The sequence below is a fragment of the Psychromonas sp. L1A2 genome (assembly GCF_009828855.1).
GTDB lineage: Bacteria > Pseudomonadota > Gammaproteobacteria > Enterobacterales > Psychromonadaceae > Psychromonas.
In genome coordinates this window covers 233,667-252,567 of sequence record NZ_WUAG01000001.1, presented here as the reverse complement: position 1 = coordinate 252,567, position 18,901 = coordinate 233,667, and the positions used below count along the sequence as shown (strand labels likewise).

Genomic DNA, 18,901 nt, shown 5'->3' with positions numbered 1-18,901 from the left:
ATTAGGTGCTTTAGGGTACGGTGGGGGAATAAATATAACAATTGAATCAGGCAAAAAAAACTACATCAATAACAAACTCTTACTAAGAACATCAAAATATTTTATTCTTATAAAGAACAACAAAATTATTGAAATTCCAAGTAACAAAATAGACCGCATAATATACGATTGATGAGAAAATGGAGTCAACTCTTGTTTTTACCTTTTAAAAATACTTTCCCACAAACCCCCAAGCAAAACGATGCTCAATGTGGCTACAACCACCTCACCGTTGAGCTTTCCCAAGCGATAAATGACTTTCAGCAACAGCAAACAGGACGTTTGCTGTAAGTTCATTCAGCACATGGATGTGCTGTATGAACTGGTGCGTTAAGAAAGGCAGTTAGCGTTTAGATAAGAAAGTGATTCGGTGGCCAGTTTCTTTGCATCCTTTCTTTTCTGGTAAAAGAAAGGATGTCGCCGACAGGGCGAAAATACTGCCAATAAAAATCAAACTGCCACGATGAGCGCAGACGAACCAAAACTAAAATCGGTTAAAAAACGGGATTAGGTATTTTTTTGCCTTTTAAAAATACTTTTCTACAAAACCCTAAGAAAAACGATACTCAATGTGGCTACAACTCCCCTACCGTTGAGCTTTCCAAACGATAAATGACTTTCAGCAACAGCAAACAGGACGTTTGCTGTAAGTTAATTCAGCACATGGATGTGCTGTATGAACTGGTGCGTTAAGAAAGGCAATTAGCGGTTGGATAAGAAAGCGATCCGGTGGCCAGTTTCTTTGCACCCTTTCTTTTCTGGTAAAAGAAAGGGTGTTGCCGACAGGGCGAAAATACTGCTAATAAAAGTCAAACAGCCACGACGAGCGCAGACGAATCAAAAGAAAATCTAGCTTTCTCAATCAACCTTAAATATCAAAAAAAGCATAGGTTCTTGTTTCAATGCTTTGTCTTGGTTTACCACTATCGCCCTGCCCTAATAACGGGAAAGCGGTGTGCATGGCAAAGCGTGAATAAGAGGAGTCACTATCAAAGCCTTTGATTAAAACGGCTTCTGTTCCATTCATTCTTGGATAGTAATACCATTTTTGATTGTTATTCTTTTTAAGGGCAAAAATCTCGCCTTGATGCTTGTCCGTTGAATGCATATCGTTAAATGATATTTTAGCTTTGACTAAATCTTTTGAATCTAACGTTGAAAAATCTAAAAATGCTAAGGGATCTTTCTCTACTACACCGGCGATAGAACGCCATACGTTTATCTGGATCATTCTTTTCCCAGCAAAGCGTTTTAAGATGGCTTCGTCTAATACTGATTGTGCCCTTATTGGCCCTGTTTCATGTGTGTAGTCGTTATGAACATGGTAAGCAGGATGACGATTAGAGTTTTTAATGCCACGGCGTACGGTATGGTCAAAGGCGAAGACATCGGTTGCCCCGGTTTGCTTTTTAATAAGCGATTCAACCTGTGGATAATAATCTGATTTAACGATTTCTGGCGTTAAGAAGTCAACTTCGTTTGGTGTAAAGCTGGCGAGTTCAAAACCTTCTTTATTTAAACTAAAGGTTTGTGCAGGGTTGGCTAACCGAGCATCAATCACTTCTGTTTCCTGAAAGATATAATCATCACTGTATTCTTGCTGTTCATCGAAACCAGAGTAATTAATAACGGGCACCGCTGTTGATTCAGCTTTAATAAAATGAAGCTTTGTTTTTTCAGTGATGTAATTGCTCATACCTTTCTCCAGAATAATGTAAAAAACACAACCTATCATTAGATAGGTAGGTTGCGATATTAGCCGTTCACTGTCAACTTAATTTTTATAGAAAGTCTTTTCGGTTTATTCTTTAACATAAAGAATAAAAAGGTAAGCAAATGAAAGTTAAGTAAAAAAAGAAGGATGTATGATGATATTGAAAAAAGAAATATTAAATTTTTAGAATCTATTCTTAAGATGATAAGTAGATAGCTAAGTCGATAAACTTAAATAAAGGAAATGTTTAATAGTTGTTTCGATATAAGAACCTTATATAAAAGGTCTTATATAAAGAGCTTATATAAAAAGCTGGAGAAGACGTTATACAAAGAAGGAAGTTGCACTTAACGTATTAAATCGACGAATCATTAAGTGCAAATAAAAGGAGATTTATAGGTTATTGGGTCGCCAGTTTAAAGTAGCTATGGTCGTTCAGCGCTTTGCTGATCATCATTGCGCCTTCTAACAAGCTAACCGTTAAGATAGCTGCATGTGAGGGTTCACTTTCACCGTTGGCAATATGTGCTTTCTCTAACCATGCTAAGTTTAAGTCAAAGAAGCGTTTTACTTCTAAGCGCACTTTATCCGGTAAACTTTCATTTTGTGCGCCTAATAAACCACATAAACACATTTTGTTATCGGTTAATAAAGCGTTTCTAAATAATTGGGTGTAAACATCAATAGGATTTTGATTGTTAGCTTTTATTTCATCCACCTCACCTAACGCACCTAAAAAGGCATTAGTGTATTGATGAGCCAGTTCAGCACCTAAATCTGCTTTAGTAGGAAAATGGTAATGAACACTCGCACTTTTAATGCCAACTTCATTGGCAATTTCTCGAAAGCTAAAATTATTATAGCCACCAAGACGAACTTTATCTTCAGCAGCTTTTAGTAATGCTTCTTTTTTGGACATGTTTATATTTCCTATCAATGAACCTGAAATTATCAAGCAGTGCATTGTTATTTACAAGTATTATTACACATCACTGAATACCTGAAGCAATAATAATTAATGCTCAAAGTTGACTTATTATACGCTAGATAATATAACTATCTACTGATAGATACATTTTAGTTGTATACTTGAAAAATATTAAGTAAGACTTTGGGAGAACAAGATGAAAATAGCGGCGGATTTTAGTCAACGTGCAGTTGTGCACAGTCAATCACAAGAGTGGATAGCCTCACCAATGGTAGGCGTTAACCGAAAACCTCTTGATAGAGTGGGTGCAGAAGTAGCAAGGGCTACGACGATTGTAAGTTACGATCCTGGCAGTGAATTTACTGAGCATGTGCATACAGGCGGAGAAGAATTTATTGTATTAGAAGGAATATTTCAAGATGAGCATGGCAGCTTCCCAGTAGGCTCTTACATAAGAAATCCACCACAATCAAAACATCAGCCTGGTTCAGAACAAGGTTGCGTCATGTTAGTAAAACTTTGGCAGTTTCAACCAAAAGATAGAACCCACGTACGATTACAAATGAATAAGATGGGCCAAGTACCCTTACCTAATAATAAGGGAGTGTCGATAACACCTTTGTATAAAGACGATATTGAAGAAGTGAGTTTATTACATTTTGACGTAACATCAGAATACACGTTAGATGCTTTAGGTGGCGCAGAGTTATTTATACTTGAAGGTTCAATCCAAGAAGGTGATGATATTTTATTTAAACATAGTTGGTTACGTACGCCAGTAGAAACTCAGCTCACTATTAAAGCAGGTAAAAATGGCGCTAAAGTCTGGGTTAAATCAGGCCATCTAACGGATGTTGAAAATCAAATTACACGTGTACAAAATGCTTAAAACGACTGCATGCAAGTCAGTTAAACATTAATATGAATCTACATAAATAGTTGTTCTTTTTAACGACTCAACATAGCTTACTTATTGTTTGTAACTGGTAAGTTAATGACAGTTTGAGTCAATGACATTAAAGAACAACTACTTTCCTAGCTACGCTATAAAACCCAACTATCATAACAATCCAACTTCATCTACGCCGTTGACCAACAGTTATCACAACATCTCCTATAAAGACTAAAACATTCATAATGTTGGCATACATATCGGCTAGCTTTGAAATAGATTTACGTAGAGTTGAATTGATAAGGTGGAGTATTGCTTAGATTAGTAATGACTAGATTAGTAATGCTTAGGGAGTTTAATTATTTAACCTCAACTCTAGTTAATGAAAGCGGAATTATATTTAAAATCAGAAGGTACTATTTTTTACTGTTTATTTTTTACTATAAAGTGCCGTTAATTTTACGTAATTCAAGGCGAATTATCGAAGCAATAACGGGTTATTGAGAAATAATTTAACGCAGAAATCCGCAGAAATAGCGGTGTTGTATCGCTTTGCTTATCCAGAGCTGAGGTTATTTAGGGTTGAGGTATTGTTTCTAATCAGAAAGGTAAGCCGATATTGCTTTAAAATATAGTGTTAGATATTGAATAATGTAGGTTTAGAGATCGGGTAAAGGTGGATTTAAAAACACAGAAAAAGGACAAGGACGATGACGATGACGATGACGCTATAGGTTACATAAACTAATGATATAAACTAGTGACGTAAACTGTATAACTTATCGTCCTTGTACAAGGTGATTTAAAGTGACTCAAATTACTTTATATCAGCTACTTTGGCGCTGATGTTATGTCATGTGGAAGAAACAAAGTTTGTTTCCATCTAGATCATAAACATATGAACCATAGAAGAAGTCAAAACGTTGACCAGGTTCACCGGCACAAGTAGCACCTAATTCAATCGCTTTATTGTACAACGCTTGTGCACCTTCAATTGAACCACCAGGGATAGCAACTTGTTGTCCGTTACCGGCACTTTGCAGGTTATTATCATGAGGAGTACATACCGCTAGCATTGCGCCACCAGCGTCTGTTCCATAAAATTTAATTCTATCCATTTCTAATAAAATTTTACCGCCGACTAATTCAAGCAATTCATTGTAAAAAGAAACCGCTTTGTCTAAGTCTTTTGAACCAATCGTTGTATATCCAATCATTGTCTTAATCCCTGTTTTAAAAATTATAAAGTTGGTGTTTAGCCTGTAACAAATATCAGCAAAAAATAGCAGTCTATTAGAAGGTGCTTCACTTGCTAAGTGCCTATAAATTTATATACCTACCGATAGATAGTCAACAGTTATTTTAAAATAATATGACAGTCAATGACAAAAAGTCACAATAGCTCTTGAGGGAAACGATTGGAAATAGTGATATAGGAACAGATCTTAACAGGTCAACAATAATTTAATTTATTATTAATTAACAAATAGTTACACTAATTTATATGGCAATATAAAAAGACAAACTCGACATTTAAAGACATTTTTTATTGGCGATGAAGCGGGCGAACTTATTTTAAAAAATTATTTAAAAGAATAATTAAAGTGAATAATTAAAGTGGAAAATTTGAGTGAAAAATGAAGCCGATTAAATATTAAGAGAATAAAAAAGTGGGTAATAACATTATTTATAACGCTATTTTATACGTCATTTTGCACATAGATTTATGAGGGAAATAAGGTTCATTAAACAAACTAATAAACCCTATTACGCTAAAAATAAGTACTTTTTAATGTTAATTTTTTAGGCTTGTTGCACCAAGTTATAACCATAGGCTAGGATAATTAATACTAAGGCACCTAATCCTTTTAGTAAGGTTTTCTGGTTTGCTTTAACGTCTATTTTACACAATTTACTAAACCAAAAATGCCCTACTACGCCCGCTAAAAGTGCATAGATTAACGTGACTTGTTCTGTTTCTTTTACAACATCAAACGCACTATACAAATAACCGATTAACTGACTCGTCAACGAAGAGATATAACCTAATGGGGTATGGGTTAATGCCATGTAGGCAATAAAGAAAACAAAAATAGATAGCGGTAATCGGTATGGTAATAATTTAGATTGAGTCATGGTGGTCTTCTTTAATGTGTAAAGTTATATTTTGAACCTAAACTTCCTAAACAATTGTTTTTATTGTTTAAAAAATTAAGTGTTATAAGCGCTGATTAAAATAAACTGATTTTAATGATCAAATAAGTTATTGGACGATATTACAACACAAGACCTCTTTTGTATTGATTTTACCTAATTTCTGATAACCAAACTCACAATAACTTTAATGGGCAAATGAACCTTTAATTTCACAATAGCCAAATACTATCAACTTAAGAAAATAAAACGATTTAACCTATTTATTGAATTTGAGTATATTGTGCGAAACAAATAGGGAAATCTCATGAAACCAGTACAAGAAAGTAAATTACTTAATACACCAAACTGTATCGCAACATCACCGATTAAAGGCACAGCCTTAGTTGTTGAAGGTGGTGGACAACGTGGCATCTTTACAGCCGGTGTATTAGATAGCTGGTTAGCACAAGACTTTAATCCTTTTTCATTATTAATTGGGACGTCAGCTGGCGCTCAAAACCTCTCAACTTATATGACACGACAAGCGGGATACGCTAAACGTTCTATCATGCAATTATCGAGACATCCTGATTTCTTTAGTATGAAACGCTCTTTTTCAAAGCGTAATGCAATGGATTTAGATTGGTATTTTGATCGCGTAGGTGAACCTGAATACCAATTGAATATGAATTGCGCACAAAATCAATTACAGGGTCGCCAACTGCTTTTTTCTGCCACCAATATGGAAGGGTTTCGCCCTGCTTTTCTTGAACCAACGACAGACAGTTGGTTGACTATGCTTAAAGCATCCAGCGCTTTGCCTTACTTATACAAAAAAGGCGTCACTATTGGCGATGCAAATTATGTGGACGGTGGCGTGGCTATCCCTATTCCTATTCAAGAGGCTTATGATCGAGGAGCAAAGAATATCATTGTATTACGCACTGCCCCTGCTAATCGTAGTATTCGTTCTCCTTGGGCGCACAAGTTGAAATCTTGGGTATGTAAAAGCAATAATTGCCCTAAAGTGTTGGATATTATTACTGGCCATGAAAATGCTTACAATGATGCCATTAGGTTTATTCACACTCCGCCAGAAGATGCACAAATTTTCGAAATTGCACCACCACAGAAGTTAGCAAGCCGTATATTAGGCAGCAGCGATCAAGCTTTAATCGCTGACTATAAAATGGGTTATGAAATGGGCACTGCATTTTTAGAGAGCCAGTCTGCTCAACAATTTAAAATACATTAAAGTTTATTCTACTGAGTAGACAAACTTAATCATTGTTCATGGGGACAGATAGCCACTTATTAATGATTAATGAATCTGCAATGTATTTACTATCTGTGTTTGTATTGAGTAGAACAATACGCTCTGTCTATATCAGGCGATCTTAATTTTAAGTGTTTGGTTTTTCTGCCTGTCACTCTACTTCGCCATAACTTGAAGCTTCCCGACTTCAACTTATTACGCATAAAGCTAATCAAGGCTTTTTCATCTAGACCAAATTGATCGTCAATCGCTTCAAAAGGAGTCCTATCTTCCCATGCCATTTCAATCACTCTAGACTCTTCACTGTCACTCAACACCATTATCAACATCCCATTCAGTTTTCATTTAAAAAAACTAATACGTTAATAACAAGATTAGGGTTTACTACTTATTTAATTTATATGGATTGTTTATTCATAGCATTTATTTATATTAATTATGCAGATGAAAAGATAAATAAAACCACTAACAAAATCTAATAAGATCCAATTAATCAAGCGTAATAAACCTGTCATATTTCTGCTTTAGTCTAAAGCTCGTTTTTACTTATACCCATTATATTAATAAGAGTTCTATATTTTACGTAGAAAAAATAACTTAGTTTAAAGCGTAAGTTTCGTCATGGATTATGTCCTTTACGAAAATGACTGCGAAAAAATAAATTATTTTAACCTGTAAAGTAGATCGGTTAATTGGTGTGATTGGTATTGTTCCCCCCAATAAATAAGGCAATACGATGACGGATTTATTAGATAAAGAAACTGATTTTAGTAACATGATTGATGCACGCTTATCACGCCGTAGCTTCCTAATGGGCACTGCTGCTATGGGTGCAGGAGCATTTTTAGCATTGAACCCAGTCGCTAAAGCAATCGCAGCGAATATGGACAGTAAGCTATTAAACTTCATGCAAGTGCCAGCTTCTACTAGTGATACCGTCATCGTGCCTAAGGGTTACAGCACCAGTAACTTAATGTCATGGGGTGACCCAATCTTTGCTAATGCGCCTGCATTCAATGCGAATGGCAAACAAGATTCAACAGCACAGACGATGCAATTTGGTGACAATACCGATGGGATGAGTGTATTTCCTCTCTCAAAAGACCATGCCATTCTTGCTGTGAATAACGAATACACTAACTACCAATACCTATTTGATCATCAAGGTAAAGCAATGACCGCTGATGACGTTAAAAAAGCACAGGCTGCATTGGGTGTAACGGTTGTTGAGCTAGTGAGAAAAGACGGTAAATGGATAATGGATCCTAAGGGTAAAGTTAACCGTCGTATTACAGCCAATACAGAAATGCACGTAACAGGCCCAGCTGCAGGACATGACTTATTAAAAACCAAAGCGGATCCAACGGGTAAAAAAGTACTAGGCACTATTAATAACTGTTCAAACGGGCACACTCCATGGGGCACTTACTTAACTTGTGAAGAGAACTTTAATGGTTTCTTTGGTGCAGAAGAGAACGTTGCTCTGGATGACAACTACAAGCGTTACGGTATCGAAGCGACTCAAAGCAAGTACCAATGGCATAACTTTGATGAGCGTTTTGACCTTGCTAAAAACCCAAATGAACCAAACCGTTTTGGTTGGATCGTAGAGATTGATCCTAAAGATCCAACATCAACTCCATTAAAACGTACGGCACTAGGTCGCTTCAAACACGAAAATGCTGCTTTTGTTATCAATGATGATGGTCATGCTATCGTTTATTTAGGTGATGATGAACGTGGCGAGCATATCTACAAATTTGTTTCTAAAAATAAATACCAAGCAGGTAACGACAGTGCTAACCGTCAATTGCTTGATGAAGGTACTTTGTATGTGGCTAAGTTCAACATGCATGCCGACAAACTAGAGGGTGACGGTGAATGGATTGAGTTAACTTACGGTAAAAACGGCTTAACCAAAGAAAATGGCTTTAATAGCCAAGCTGAAGTAATGATTTTTGCACGTAAAGCTGCAACACAAGTGTCAGCAACCACCATGGATAGACCTGAATGGATTGCCGTTCACCCAGACAATAAACATGTTTTCTGTACACTGACTAACAATAAAAACCGTGGTGTTAAAGAAGGCCAAGATGTAGATGGACCAAACCCTCGTGCTGAAAACCACTATGGACAAATAGTACGTTGGATGCCGACTAATGGTAACCATGCAGACAATACGTTCAAGTGGGATTTATACTTGATTGCAGGTAACCCAACTGTTCATAAAGGTGATTTATACGCAGGCAGTGCCAACATCAATGAAGATAATATGTTTAACAGTCCTGACGGTATTGGCTTTGATAAAGCAGGTCGTTTATGGATTCAAACAGACGGTAACTTTTCAAATGAAGGTGATTTTGCAGGTCAAGGTAACAACCAAATGTTATGTGGCGACCCAATGACAGGTGAAGTGCGTCGTTTCTTAACTGGCCCAATAGGTTCAGAAGTAACAGGCTTAACTTTCTCTGAAGATGAAAAAACTATGTTTGTGGGTATTCAACACCCTACAGGTCACTTCCCAGCTGGTGGAGATAATAAGCCTCGCTCAACGATTATGGCAATCACAAAAGATGATGGTGGTGTGATTGGTAGTTAAGGTTAGTAAGGTCTAGTTAAAGTTGTCTCGGTTTAGTTAAAGTTAGCGAGGCTTTTTATAAATAGCAGTCAATAAAAAAAGGCATCAACAGCGTTCTGTTGATGCCTTTTATATTTTGCTACTACTTCAGAGCCTTTACGCCAATAAGTTTATGGCGATGTCTTTGTAACAAGACATTTGAACAATATTTTTATATCACTCAATTAACGCAACAATCAATAAATCAACGGGTGACGTATTAACAAGCCCACCGACTGTCGGACTTAAACGACTCCAAAAGTGATGATGATGTCCACATACGATTAAATCGATACCCGCTTCTTGCACAGGCCCTTCTAAACTATGCTTTATATCGCCATTAACCACGTATTTATGTTTCACTTTATAATCAATGCTGTCCGCTAACTTGTTTAGCCTTGCGCTTAAATCATCAACACTATAGTGTGAAGATAAATTAGCCACATCCAAATCCATCAACCCAGTGAATCCAATTTCATTAATGACTTCATTAACATGCACTAGCGACAGATCAGCATTTAAAGGTTTTGCTAATTTAACAGCCCTATCGATAACCTGTTGGTTATCTTCTTCAAAATCAACGGCAACTAAAATATGACCATAACTCATCAGTATTCTCCTTAGTTAACTCTACCTTAATCATTTTAGTCCTAAAACTGACCTCAACATCATACTAAGAGCACATTTATTGATAAATTTAGACATTTTTAAGGGTTGGATGATCTAAATCAAGAGTCCATTAAATCGCTAAGCACGTGTTAAGAATTAGGCCTAGCATTAAAGGTTAAAGTTAAATATTAGACTTAAAGCTAAGGGTTAAGCCTATTATTTATGACTAAGGTATTTATGACTCAGGTATTTATGACTAAGGTCTAACGCTAAGGTTTAGATTTAGATTTAGATTTAGATTTATTATTAACGATATTATCCAACTCTTTAGCAATGCCCTCTGCCGCTAACATACCGCGATTAAGAGACCAAAGTGCAGATGAAACTTCTACCATTTGATGGGTTTTGCTAATTTTTAATAGTTTAAATAATGGATTATGTTCCCAACTTTCGAGCACGGTGACGGGTTTACTTCTTACGTAAAACAACCAGTCTGGGTTAACGCGTAATAACACTTCTAAATTCGCTTGAACTAAGTGGCTATCTTTTAAATCAGGTAATGCCGATTTAAGTCCAAGATAATTAAATAAACTACCAGTAAAAGATAATGGTCCATGCATCCACATCCCACGTTCATTAACCGTCGTAAATTGCATCGTCTCAGCATTATTAAATCGTAGGCGATAATCATCCATTAACTGTTTATGTTGCGCTATACGCTCAAGCATTTCCTGCTCTTTGCCGACGGCTTTACCAATAATTTCAGCTGATTTAAGTGCATCCAAATAACTTTCACCTCGGCTTTTTAATAAAATAGTCGGCGCAATTTTAGAAAGATCCTCATAGCTGACTCGGTGACGATAAACATCACCAATGATCAAATCTGGTTTTAACCTAGCAATCACTTCTAAGCTAGGTTGTGAGCGCATACCAACCGACGTCCAAGGCTCTAGTAAATCTCGCACCTCTGGAATAATACGCTCAGGATCTAAATCATCAGCAACGCCGATCGGTGACATGCCAATAGCCGCTAACGCATCAATAAAAGAATATTCTAATACGACAATACGTCTAGGCGCGTCAGGTAATACCAAGGTACCTAACTCATGCTTCACTTCAATACTGGCTTGCACCGAAAATACGCTACAAGTCAGTATCAACGTTAAAATAATTCGCTGAATAGCGGCTACCAACATAACTAGAATTTACCCGATAAACTAAAGGTAATATTACGAGGATCACCTCCGTAAATACGACTATCTGAAGAACCTGCAATGTAATAGGTTTCATCAAATACATTTTCAACATTAAGCGATGCACGATATTGCTTAATTTCATAATGCAGACCAAGGTCAAAAGTAGTATAACCAGGTAGCTTAACGCGATCGGTAGAGTCCTCATCGGTATAACGAGAACTTTCATAGTTAGCACCTAATGTAGTGCCGACAGTGCCGTTAGCAATTTGGTATGGGAAGTTATATTTAGTCCAAACATACGCATCATGCAATGCACTTGCTGGAGTGCGATTACCCTCGATATTGTCATCTGGATTATCAGAGATTCGTGCATCGACGTAAGCATAACCTAGTTTAATCTGCCAATTTTCCACCGGCATCATTAACAGTTCGACTTCAACACCTGTACTTTTAATCCCACCTAATAGCTCATCTTCACCAGTCACTAAATTTTCTTCAACAACGTTGGTCTTTTTAATATCGAAATAAGCAATGGTTAGGTTCGTTTTATCATTAAATAGGTTAGTTTTAGCCCCAACTTCATATTGACGTCCTTCTTCAGGATCAAAGTTATCGCCATTTACATCTTTGTCTTCAATGCTATTTGGGTTAAAGCTTTCTCCGTAACTCGCGTACAATGAAGTCGCTTCAGTTAGGTGATAGACAATACCGCCTTGCGACACAAATGCATCACTTGAGCTAGAATCTGTAAATCCTGTATCTACTCTTTCAAAATCAACATCTTGGCGTGAATAACGTAAACCGGCCATCAACGTCCAAGATTCATTTAAATAGATAGTGTCTTGCAAGTAAGCACCGTAGTTAACAAATTCAGTCACGCGGTGGTTTAAAGTGGTGTAATTACCTGTTCGGCTGGTTAAATCATCTGGGTCAAAGAAATCAACGTCGCTTGTCGGATTCGTTTGACGTTTAAAATCTCGCTCTTCGTACCCAATATTAACACCAGCTAATAATTGATGCTCTACATCACCCCACCATAAACTACCTGTGGTTCTTGCATCAACAAAATGATATTGGCGTTCGTTTTCATTATCACGGTCACGAAGTGTGACGGTATTTGTATCGTTATCTACGCCTCTTGTTTCATACACTGAACGTGTGTCTTCATGCCACACGCTTCGCCAATCCACGGTCACATCAAAATTATCCGTGACCATCGTATTGAAAGTCGCAAAAGCCACCAACCCTTTATCTTCAGCAGTATCATCAGCGGATTGGTAATGTGTATCAAAAGATGAAATTTGGTTGATATCATTATTTAACACAGCTAAGCCATCATCAGGTACACGCGTTTCCGACTGTAGCTCTAAGCCAAAAGTTACTTCAGTGTCGGTATTCGGACGATAGGTTAATGTTGGGAATAAGTAGTAATTTTGAGTATCAACATCTTGACGGTATGAGTTAGTATCTTCAGCGCTCACAATAAAACGGTATAACCAGGTTTTTTGATCGTTAAGTGGCCCTGTTGCATCGACGGTCCCAGTAAAGCTGTTATCCTCACCGAATTCACTTACCCCAGTGCTATAACTGTTACTAGAGACATCAAAACGAAGAGAAGCAACATCTTGTGGTTTTTTAGTGATGATATTAACCAAACCACCCGGTTGAATTTGTCCGTATAAAATCGAAGCAGGACCTTTTAGTATTTCAACTTGTTCCACATTAGCAGTGGTAGGTGAACCAAAACGAGAAGCTAAACCAGGTAACCCATTCACTTGGATAGAGTTAAGATCAGAGCCAATACCACGTAGAGTAAAACTATTCGCGTTAGTCCCCGAACGACTTAAGCCAGTAGTGTAACCATAAGCATCTTCCAATGACTCAGCTCTAATATCTTCTAAAAATTGCTGATTAATAACGTTAACTGTTAGTGGTGTATCTAATGGATCAACATTGCTTTTAGTCGCCGTGCTAACTTCTGGATTTAGATAAGAATTTTGTTGACCAACAACCACTATGGGATCGAGTTCTGTTACTTCGTCAGCATAGCTGTACGACGATAATCCTAAAATCAGGACAAGACTTTGGGTGACAGGGTTAATAGCAAATTTCATTGAGGCTGCTCATTGTTATAGTGTAAGTTGAGAGAAAATCCGTTTACGGCCTTCTACATAAGATATTCGGGTTCATTTAATTTATTTCAATATGACGACCCAGTTGCGAATGATATTGATAAGCTATATCATCTGCAAGACCCAAAAGCCTTTTTGCTTGAGATAATACTTTTATTTGATATTGATTGTTATTTTCATTTAAAATAGAATGCTTAACCTATGGGTGATGCTGATTTTTATCGTTGCGCCTTAACAAATAATGACGATTAAATCTTATGTAAGGTAAACCACAGAACATGCTCCTCTCTACTCGTCATTACAGTGCATTGCTGTTTGTGCCTATCCTTTTAGTATTAACATTCAGTTATTCACTAATAGCATGGTCAAGCTTTCCGCTAAATTTCTCACATGTATACGCTTACTTATTTCACTTTGATGACACCAGCATCGAACAGCAAATACTGGCGACAACCCGTGTTCCTAGATTATTAACAGGCATGTTAATTGGCACAAATCTCGCTGTCGCGGGTGTGTTAATGCAAGGGCTAACACGCAATCCTCTCGCCTCACCTTCTGTTTTAGGCATTAATTCAGGCGCAGCTTGTTTCATTGCTTTATCGAGCATTGGTATACATATTTTAGGGGACGTTTCGAGTTTACTTGCTGCGGCAGTTGGAGGAGTGGTGAGTGGAGGTTTAGTTATTTTATTAGGTGGTTTTTTCTCTGATCGTGCGAACCCTTTAAAATTGGTATTAGCAGGTATTGCCATTAACGCATTATTAATTGGTGTCACCCGTGCCGCGGTTATTTTAGCCGATGACAGAGCTTATAGTGTGATCACTTGGTTATCAGGTTCGCTGGCTAATATAGATTGGCAAGATTGGCAGTCATTATGGCCCACCAGCTTGTTGGGTTTGTTGATTGCATTTTATGTTGCTAAAAACTTAAATCTCTTAGCGTTAGGTAATGATATTGCCGTTAGTTTAGGTATCAATATTAGGCTCACCCGCTTTTTATCCTGTATCGCTATTGTTTTACTCACTGCGTCGAGCGTTGCTGTTGTCGGGCCGATTGGATTTATTGGTCTAATAGTGCCGCATATTGCGAGACGGTTGGTTAATAATAACTTTCTATTACTCATACCTGTTAGTGCATTAATTGGAAGCTGTCTGATTGCTTGGGCTGACTCATTGGCACGTGGCATTGCTTTTCCTGCAGAAACACCCGTTGGCGTGATCACTGCTTTAATTGGCACTCCTTTCTTTGTGTACCTTACCATTCGGAATAAGATGTCATGAAAACGATAAAGTTACCGCTATTGTATTTTGTCATTTTATCTTCATTGGTTCTGTTATTTTCTATGACCAGTTTATTTGTTGGTGCATCAGATATTTCAATGGCAGATATAATTCACACCTTATTCGAGCGAGGTGAATATGACTTCATTATTAACCAATACCGTTTACCAAGAATTTTTCTCGCACTGGGTGTCGGTGCAGGATTAGGGTTATCAGGCGCATTAATTCAAGGTGTGATTAGAAACCCGCTCGCCTCTCCCGACTTAATGGGTATTAGCGCAGGTGCTGGATTAGCTGCAACGACTTTATTAGTTTTTTATGCTGCGGCGCCTGTTTATTTATTATTATTAACGGCACTGTCTGGTGGATTAATCGCCGCCGCAATCATTTTATTCATAGCCTACAAAACCCGCCCTACGCCGATGAGACTGGCACTGATTGGTATCGCGATCAGTACTTTTTTATCAAGCGGAATCGATTTTTTAATGATTGTAAATCCTATTGAAATTAATACGGCAATGGTGTGGTTAACAGGTAGTTTATGGGGACGAAACTGGACACAAGTCCCTCTTATTTGGGGAACATTAGCGGTCATTATCCCCTTTGCTTTTTGGCTCGCGTGGCGCCTTGATGTGATGGGGCTCGGTGAAGATTGTGCTACGTCTTTAGGTATTCGCCCATCAAAACTACAATTAATGGCATTGTTAACCGCGGTGATACTAGCCAGCATCAGTGTTGCTGTCGCAGGGACCATCGCCTTTATTGGTTTATTAGCACCACATCTTGCACGCATGTTATTTGGGCATCACCATAAATATCTTATCCCAAGTTCAGCGCTACTTGGTGGCTTAATGTTGATTATTGCTGATACGTTAGCGCGGGGTTTACAACCTCCTTTAGAATTACCTGCGGGTGTATTAACGTCCTTAATCGGTGCGCCCTACTTTATTTTTTTACTGCAACGCTATAAGGCCTGGTAATGATTTCAACTGAAAACCTCACGATTGCATACGCTGATAAAGTCATCATCAACGATCTTAACCTGACACTACAAAAGGGCAAGATTACGGCATTAATTGGCCCTAACGGCTGCGGTAAATCTACTTTATTAAAAGCACTAGCTCGCATTAATAAAGCCAATGCAGGGCAAGTTTTGCTCAACAACCAACCATTAAGTAGTTATGCCGATAAACAGTTGGCACAAAAGATGTCTTTATTACCGCAAATATTAATTACCCCAGAAGGCATTACGGTACAGCGTTTAGTTGAATACGGACGCTCACCTTATATCTCTCATTGGGGGAAATTAGGTGACCAAGATAAGAGTATCGTCAACGCGGCAATGCAAGAAACGCAAGTCAGTGAATTTGCCACACAAGCCGTAGAGTCACTGTCAGGTGGTCAAAGACAACGCGCATGGATAGCGATGATCCTCGCACAAGACACTGACATCATCATGCTTGATGAGCCAACCACTTATTTAGATTTATCCCATCAAATTGAATTAATGAAGTTAATGCAAGCAATGAAAAATAAAGGAAAAACCGTGATAGTGGTATTACACGACCTTAACCAAGCTTGCCGATATAGTGATCATTTAGTGGTGATGAAAGAAGGTGCCGTGATAGCAGAAGGTGAACCTGAAGAAGTATTTACAGAGCAGCTTTTACGCGATGTATTTTCACTTGAAGCAAAAGTCATTAAAGATCCCATCGCTAACACACCAATGTGTGTCGCTTATTAAGCGTTAATAGCCACTTTTAAATATCCTTAATTATTTTTAACTTCTCTTAGCTATTTTTAGGCATTCTTAATTTATTTCCACTGCTCTTAGTGCTTCTGAATAGCTGTTAAGCATGGTTTTAAAAGAGTTTAAAAATAACATTTAATTTCAACTTGATAGGCTAATGATATAGCGTAAAGTATTTATTTTAAAATCTATTCAATACCATTGGCGCTTCTCTTCAAATAAATAGAAAAGGAACATTCTGTGAATAAATTACTACTTGCCGCCTTAATATCTTCCACTTTTTCCATAGTAGGTTGTGATACCACTAATGATAGTTACTCAGCTACATTACGTATCCTTGAAACATCTGATATTCATGCCAATGTCATGGATTATGATTATTACCAAACAAAGCAAGATATCACTATCGGCCTTGCCCGAACGGCTAGCCTTATTAACATCGCTCGTACTGAAACAGACAATACATTACTAGTTGATAACGGTGATTTATTACAAGGTAGTCCAATGGGAGACTATGTTGCCAGTGAATTTAAGGAAGGCCGTGAGTTTTCGATTCACCCTAGTTATAAAGCAATGAATTTACTTAATTATGAAGTCGGTAATATAGGAAACCATGAGTTTAATTACGGGTTAGATTTTCTTAAAAAAGCGATTAGTAGCGCTAACTTCCCATACATCAATGCCAATGTTTATTGCCAATCAGACTGTTGGGAAAATAAAAAACAAGGTGATAATTTATTCACACCTTATCTGATTAAACAGACAAATATTATCGACAACCAAGGCGTAGACCGTACCATTAACATTGGTTATATCGGTTTTGTTCCTCCACAAATTTTACAATGGGATAAACAAAATCTAACAGGAAAAGTGACTGTTAAAGGAATTGTCGAAACCGCTAAGAAATTTATACCTGACATGCAAAAAGCAGGTGCTGATATTATTATCGCAATCCCTCATTCTGGCATAGGCTCAAGTGAAAACCCAAATGATATACACGCAGAAAATGCGACTTATGCGTTAACCACTGTCGATGGTATTGATGCCATTATGTTTGGTCATAGTCATTCAGTATTTCCAAGCGCACAATTTGCAAGCATCCCTAATGTTGATATCGAAAAAGGGCTAATCAATGGAGTTCCTGCCGTTATGCCTGGGCGATGGGGTGATAACCTTGGTGTGATAGATTTTGAGTTAGAACATAATGGCCAAAAGTGGACTGTCAAAAGTGCGAGGTCTGAATCTCGTCAAATATTCAAACGCGATGAAAAAGGTAGTAAAGTTGCTTTAGTCGATGCAGATGAACGTATTCATAAAGCAGTTACAGAAGATCATCAAGGTACTTTGGATTTTGTGAATGCACCGATCGGAAAAGCAAATCATGATATGTATAGCTTTTTGACCTTAGTACAAGATGATCCTACCGTACAAATTGTATCTAATGCTCAATTACAATATATCAAAGATCAAGTCGCTGCTTCTGATAATCCAGTTTTAAAAGGGTTACCAATATTGTCTGCAGCAGCCCCCTTTAAAGCAGGTGGTCGCCACAGCACCTCTTCAGATGTTGATGCTTATGTTCAAGTTGCTAAAGGTGACCTTACCTATAAAAATGCCGCTGATTTATATCTTTACCCAAACACAGTTGTTGCATTAAAAATAACCGGAGCACAGTTAAAAGATTGGTTAGAGTGCAGCGCAAATCAGTTTAACCAAATTGATAAAAACTCCTCTGAACCACAATATTTAATTAATTGGCAAGATCATCGCACTTATAATTTTGATGTCATCGATGGTGTTAGTTATAAGGTGGATGTAACACAACCGAGCAGGTTTAATAGCGACTGTGTGGCGGTTAACCCAGATGCACAACGCATTGTTGAGTTAACTTATACTGATGGTAAAAATATTACCCTTACTGGTGATGTGTTAATGAAACAAGACTTTATTATTGCCACTAATAACTACAGAGCATTCGGAGGCAAGTTCGCTGGTACAGGTTCTGAATATGTTGTGATGGAACAACCAGATACTAACCGTGACGTGTTAGCGGCTTACATTACCAATGAAACCAACGAAAAAGGTGCAGTTGATCCATCAGCCGATAATAACTGGGGTTTCTTAGGCATTAAGACTCCAACAACCTTGGATATACGTTTTGAAACGCAAGACAGTGAAATAGCAAACCGCTTTATTGCAGAAAATGCACAACGTAAGTTAACCAAACGTAATGAAAAAGATGCGCTAGGCTTTGCGGTTTATAACATTGATTTAAAAGATAAAGAGATTTAGATTTAGATTTAGATTTAGAAATAATATAAAGCCTCAATTG

Annotated in this window: 15 protein-coding genes; 7 read left to right on the top strand and 8 right to left on the bottom strand. The window is 37.5% G+C overall.

The window, feature by feature from the left end; translation table 11 throughout:
* Window positions 1-907 precede the first annotated feature (907 nt).
* Together GQR59_RS01030 and GQR59_RS01025 are read right to left on the bottom strand one after the other, a co-directional pair.
* Complete coding sequence (locus tag GQR59_RS01030; RefSeq protein WP_160060315.1) at window positions 908-1,735, bottom strand: CmcJ/NvfI family oxidoreductase; 828 nt, start codon at window positions 1,733-1,735, stop codon at window positions 908-910.
* Window positions 1,736-2,153: 418 nt separating this feature from the next.
* Window positions 2,154-2,672 (bottom strand): TetR/AcrR family transcriptional regulator, encoded by a 519-nt coding sequence (locus tag GQR59_RS01025; RefSeq protein WP_160060314.1) that lies wholly within the window; start codon window positions 2,670-2,672, stop codon window positions 2,154-2,156.
* Between the two features lie 205 nt (window positions 2,673-2,877).
* On the opposite strand from GQR59_RS01025, the gene GQR59_RS01020 reads away from it, so the two are divergent.
* The gene (locus GQR59_RS01020; RefSeq protein WP_160060313.1) at window positions 2,878-3,570 is read left to right on the top strand and encodes a cupin domain-containing protein; all 693 of its coding nucleotides are present in this window, start codon (window positions 2,878-2,880) and stop codon (window positions 3,568-3,570) included.
* Window positions 3,571-4,421: 851 nt separating this feature from the next.
* Here GQR59_RS01020 and GQR59_RS01015 read toward each other — a convergent pair.
* Complete coding sequence (locus tag GQR59_RS01015) at window positions 4,422-4,790, bottom strand: VOC family protein (protein ID WP_160060312.1); 369 nt, start codon at window positions 4,788-4,790, stop codon at window positions 4,422-4,424.
* 586 nt (window positions 4,791-5,376) lie between these two features.
* Complete coding sequence (locus GQR59_RS01010; protein WP_160060311.1) at window positions 5,377-5,709, bottom strand: hypothetical protein; 333 nt, start codon at window positions 5,707-5,709, stop codon at window positions 5,377-5,379.
* Between the two features lie 325 nt (window positions 5,710-6,034).
* Here GQR59_RS01010 and GQR59_RS01005 point away from each other — a divergent pair, with 325 nt between their 5' ends.
* The gene (locus GQR59_RS01005; RefSeq protein ID WP_160060310.1) at window positions 6,035-6,964 is read left to right on the top strand and encodes a patatin-like phospholipase family protein; all 930 of its coding nucleotides are present in this window, start codon (window positions 6,035-6,037) and stop codon (window positions 6,962-6,964) included.
* A gap of 89 nt (window positions 6,965-7,053) precedes the next feature.
* Here the strand turns inward: GQR59_RS01005 and GQR59_RS01000 are convergent, their stop codons facing one another.
* Window positions 7,054-7,305, bottom strand: a complete 252-nt coding sequence (locus GQR59_RS01000; protein WP_160060309.1) for a TIGR03643 family protein — start codon at window positions 7,303-7,305, stop codon at window positions 7,054-7,056.
* A gap of 416 nt (window positions 7,306-7,721) precedes the next feature.
* Here GQR59_RS01000 and GQR59_RS00995 point away from each other — a divergent pair, with 416 nt between their 5' ends.
* On the top strand, window positions 7,722-9,584 hold the full coding sequence (locus GQR59_RS00995) for a PhoX family protein (RefSeq protein ID WP_160060308.1): 1,863 nt from the start codon (window positions 7,722-7,724) through the stop codon (window positions 9,582-9,584).
* A 195-nt stretch (window positions 9,585-9,779) separates the two neighbouring features.
* Here GQR59_RS00995 and GQR59_RS00990 read toward each other — a convergent pair whose 3' ends face one another.
* The 3 genes from GQR59_RS00990 to GQR59_RS00980 all read right to left on the bottom strand — a co-directional run bounded on the left by GQR59_RS00990 (window position 9,780) and on the right by GQR59_RS00980 (window position 13,521).
* Window positions 9,780-10,211 carry a universal stress protein gene (locus GQR59_RS00990; RefSeq protein ID WP_160060307.1) on the bottom strand — a complete coding sequence of 144 codons (432 nt, stop codon included), beginning with the start codon at window positions 10,209-10,211 and terminating at the stop codon, window positions 9,780-9,782.
* Between the two features lie 269 nt (window positions 10,212-10,480).
* Window positions 10,481-11,407, bottom strand: coding sequence for a Fe(3+) dicitrate ABC transporter substrate-binding protein (locus GQR59_RS00985; protein WP_160060306.1), 927 nt, complete (start codon window positions 11,405-11,407; stop codon window positions 10,481-10,483).
* Window positions 11,408-11,409: 2 nt separating this feature from the next.
* Window positions 11,410-13,521: a TonB-dependent siderophore receptor gene (locus GQR59_RS00980; protein WP_160060305.1), complete on the bottom strand. Its 2,112-nt coding sequence runs from the start codon at window positions 13,519-13,521 to the stop codon at window positions 11,410-11,412.
* 296 nt (window positions 13,522-13,817) lie between these two features.
* Here GQR59_RS00980 and GQR59_RS00975 point away from each other — a divergent pair, with 296 nt between their 5' ends.
* The 4 genes from GQR59_RS00975 (at window position 13,818) to GQR59_RS00960 (ending at window position 18,861) form a co-directional block, all read left to right on the top strand.
* Complete coding sequence (locus tag GQR59_RS00975) at window positions 13,818-14,819, top strand: FecCD family ABC transporter permease (protein ID WP_160060304.1); 1,002 nt, start codon at window positions 13,818-13,820, stop codon at window positions 14,817-14,819.
* Complete coding sequence (locus GQR59_RS00970) at window positions 14,816-15,799, top strand: FecCD family ABC transporter permease (RefSeq protein ID WP_160060303.1); 984 nt, start codon at window positions 14,816-14,818, stop codon at window positions 15,797-15,799. The genes GQR59_RS00975 and GQR59_RS00970 overlap by 4 nt, the downstream gene beginning before the upstream one ends.
* Window positions 15,799-16,563 carry a Fe(3+) dicitrate ABC transporter ATP-binding protein FecE gene (gene fecE / locus GQR59_RS00965; RefSeq protein WP_160060302.1) on the top strand — a complete coding sequence of 255 codons (765 nt, stop codon included), beginning with the start codon at window positions 15,799-15,801 and terminating at the stop codon, window positions 16,561-16,563. The genes GQR59_RS00970 and fecE overlap by 1 nt, the downstream gene beginning before the upstream one ends.
* A 246-nt stretch (window positions 16,564-16,809) precedes the next feature.
* On the top strand, window positions 16,810-18,861 hold the full coding sequence (locus GQR59_RS00960) for a bifunctional 2',3'-cyclic-nucleotide 2'-phosphodiesterase/3'-nucleotidase (protein WP_160060301.1): 2,052 nt from the start codon (window positions 16,810-16,812) through the stop codon (window positions 18,859-18,861).
* Window positions 18,862-18,901 lie beyond the last annotated feature (40 nt).

Excerpts from the sequence above, each read along its gene's own strand:
- GQR59_RS00980 (WP_160060305.1), bottom strand. The coding sequence starts at position 13,521 with ATGAAATTTGCTATTAACCCTGTCACCCAAAGTCTTGTCCTGATTTTA.
- GQR59_RS00985 (WP_160060306.1), bottom strand. The coding sequence starts at position 11,407 with ATGTTGGTAGCCGCTATTCAGCGAATTATTTTAACGTTGATACTGACT.
- GQR59_RS01010 (WP_160060311.1), bottom strand. The coding sequence starts at position 5,709 with ATGACTCAATCTAAATTATTACCATACCGATTACCGCTATCTATTTTT.
- fecE (WP_160060302.1), top strand. The coding sequence starts at position 15,799 with ATGATTTCAACTGAAAACCTCACGATTGCATACGCTGATAAAGTCATC.
- GQR59_RS01015 (WP_160060312.1), bottom strand. The coding sequence starts at position 4,790 with ATGATTGGATATACAACGATTGGTTCAAAAGACTTAGACAAAGCGGTT.
- GQR59_RS00995 (WP_160060308.1), top strand. The coding sequence starts at position 7,722 with ATGACGGATTTATTAGATAAAGAAACTGATTTTAGTAACATGATTGAT.
- GQR59_RS01005 (WP_160060310.1), top strand. The coding sequence starts at position 6,035 with ATGAAACCAGTACAAGAAAGTAAATTACTTAATACACCAAACTGTATC.
- GQR59_RS00970 (WP_160060303.1), top strand. The coding sequence starts at position 14,816 with ATGAAAACGATAAAGTTACCGCTATTGTATTTTGTCATTTTATCTTCA.
- GQR59_RS01030 (WP_160060315.1), bottom strand. The coding sequence starts at position 1,735 with ATGAGCAATTACATCACTGAAAAAACAAAGCTTCATTTTATTAAAGCT.
- GQR59_RS01000 (WP_160060309.1), bottom strand. The coding sequence starts at position 7,305 with ATGGTGTTGAGTGACAGTGAAGAGTCTAGAGTGATTGAAATGGCATGG.
- GQR59_RS01020 (WP_160060313.1), top strand. The coding sequence starts at position 2,878 with ATGAAAATAGCGGCGGATTTTAGTCAACGTGCAGTTGTGCACAGTCAA.
- GQR59_RS00990 (WP_160060307.1), bottom strand. The coding sequence starts at position 10,211 with ATGAGTTATGGTCATATTTTAGTTGCCGTTGATTTTGAAGAAGATAAC.
- GQR59_RS00975 (WP_160060304.1), top strand. The coding sequence starts at position 13,818 with ATGCTCCTCTCTACTCGTCATTACAGTGCATTGCTGTTTGTGCCTATC.
- GQR59_RS01025 (WP_160060314.1), bottom strand. The coding sequence starts at position 2,672 with ATGTCCAAAAAAGAAGCATTACTAAAAGCTGCTGAAGATAAAGTTCGT.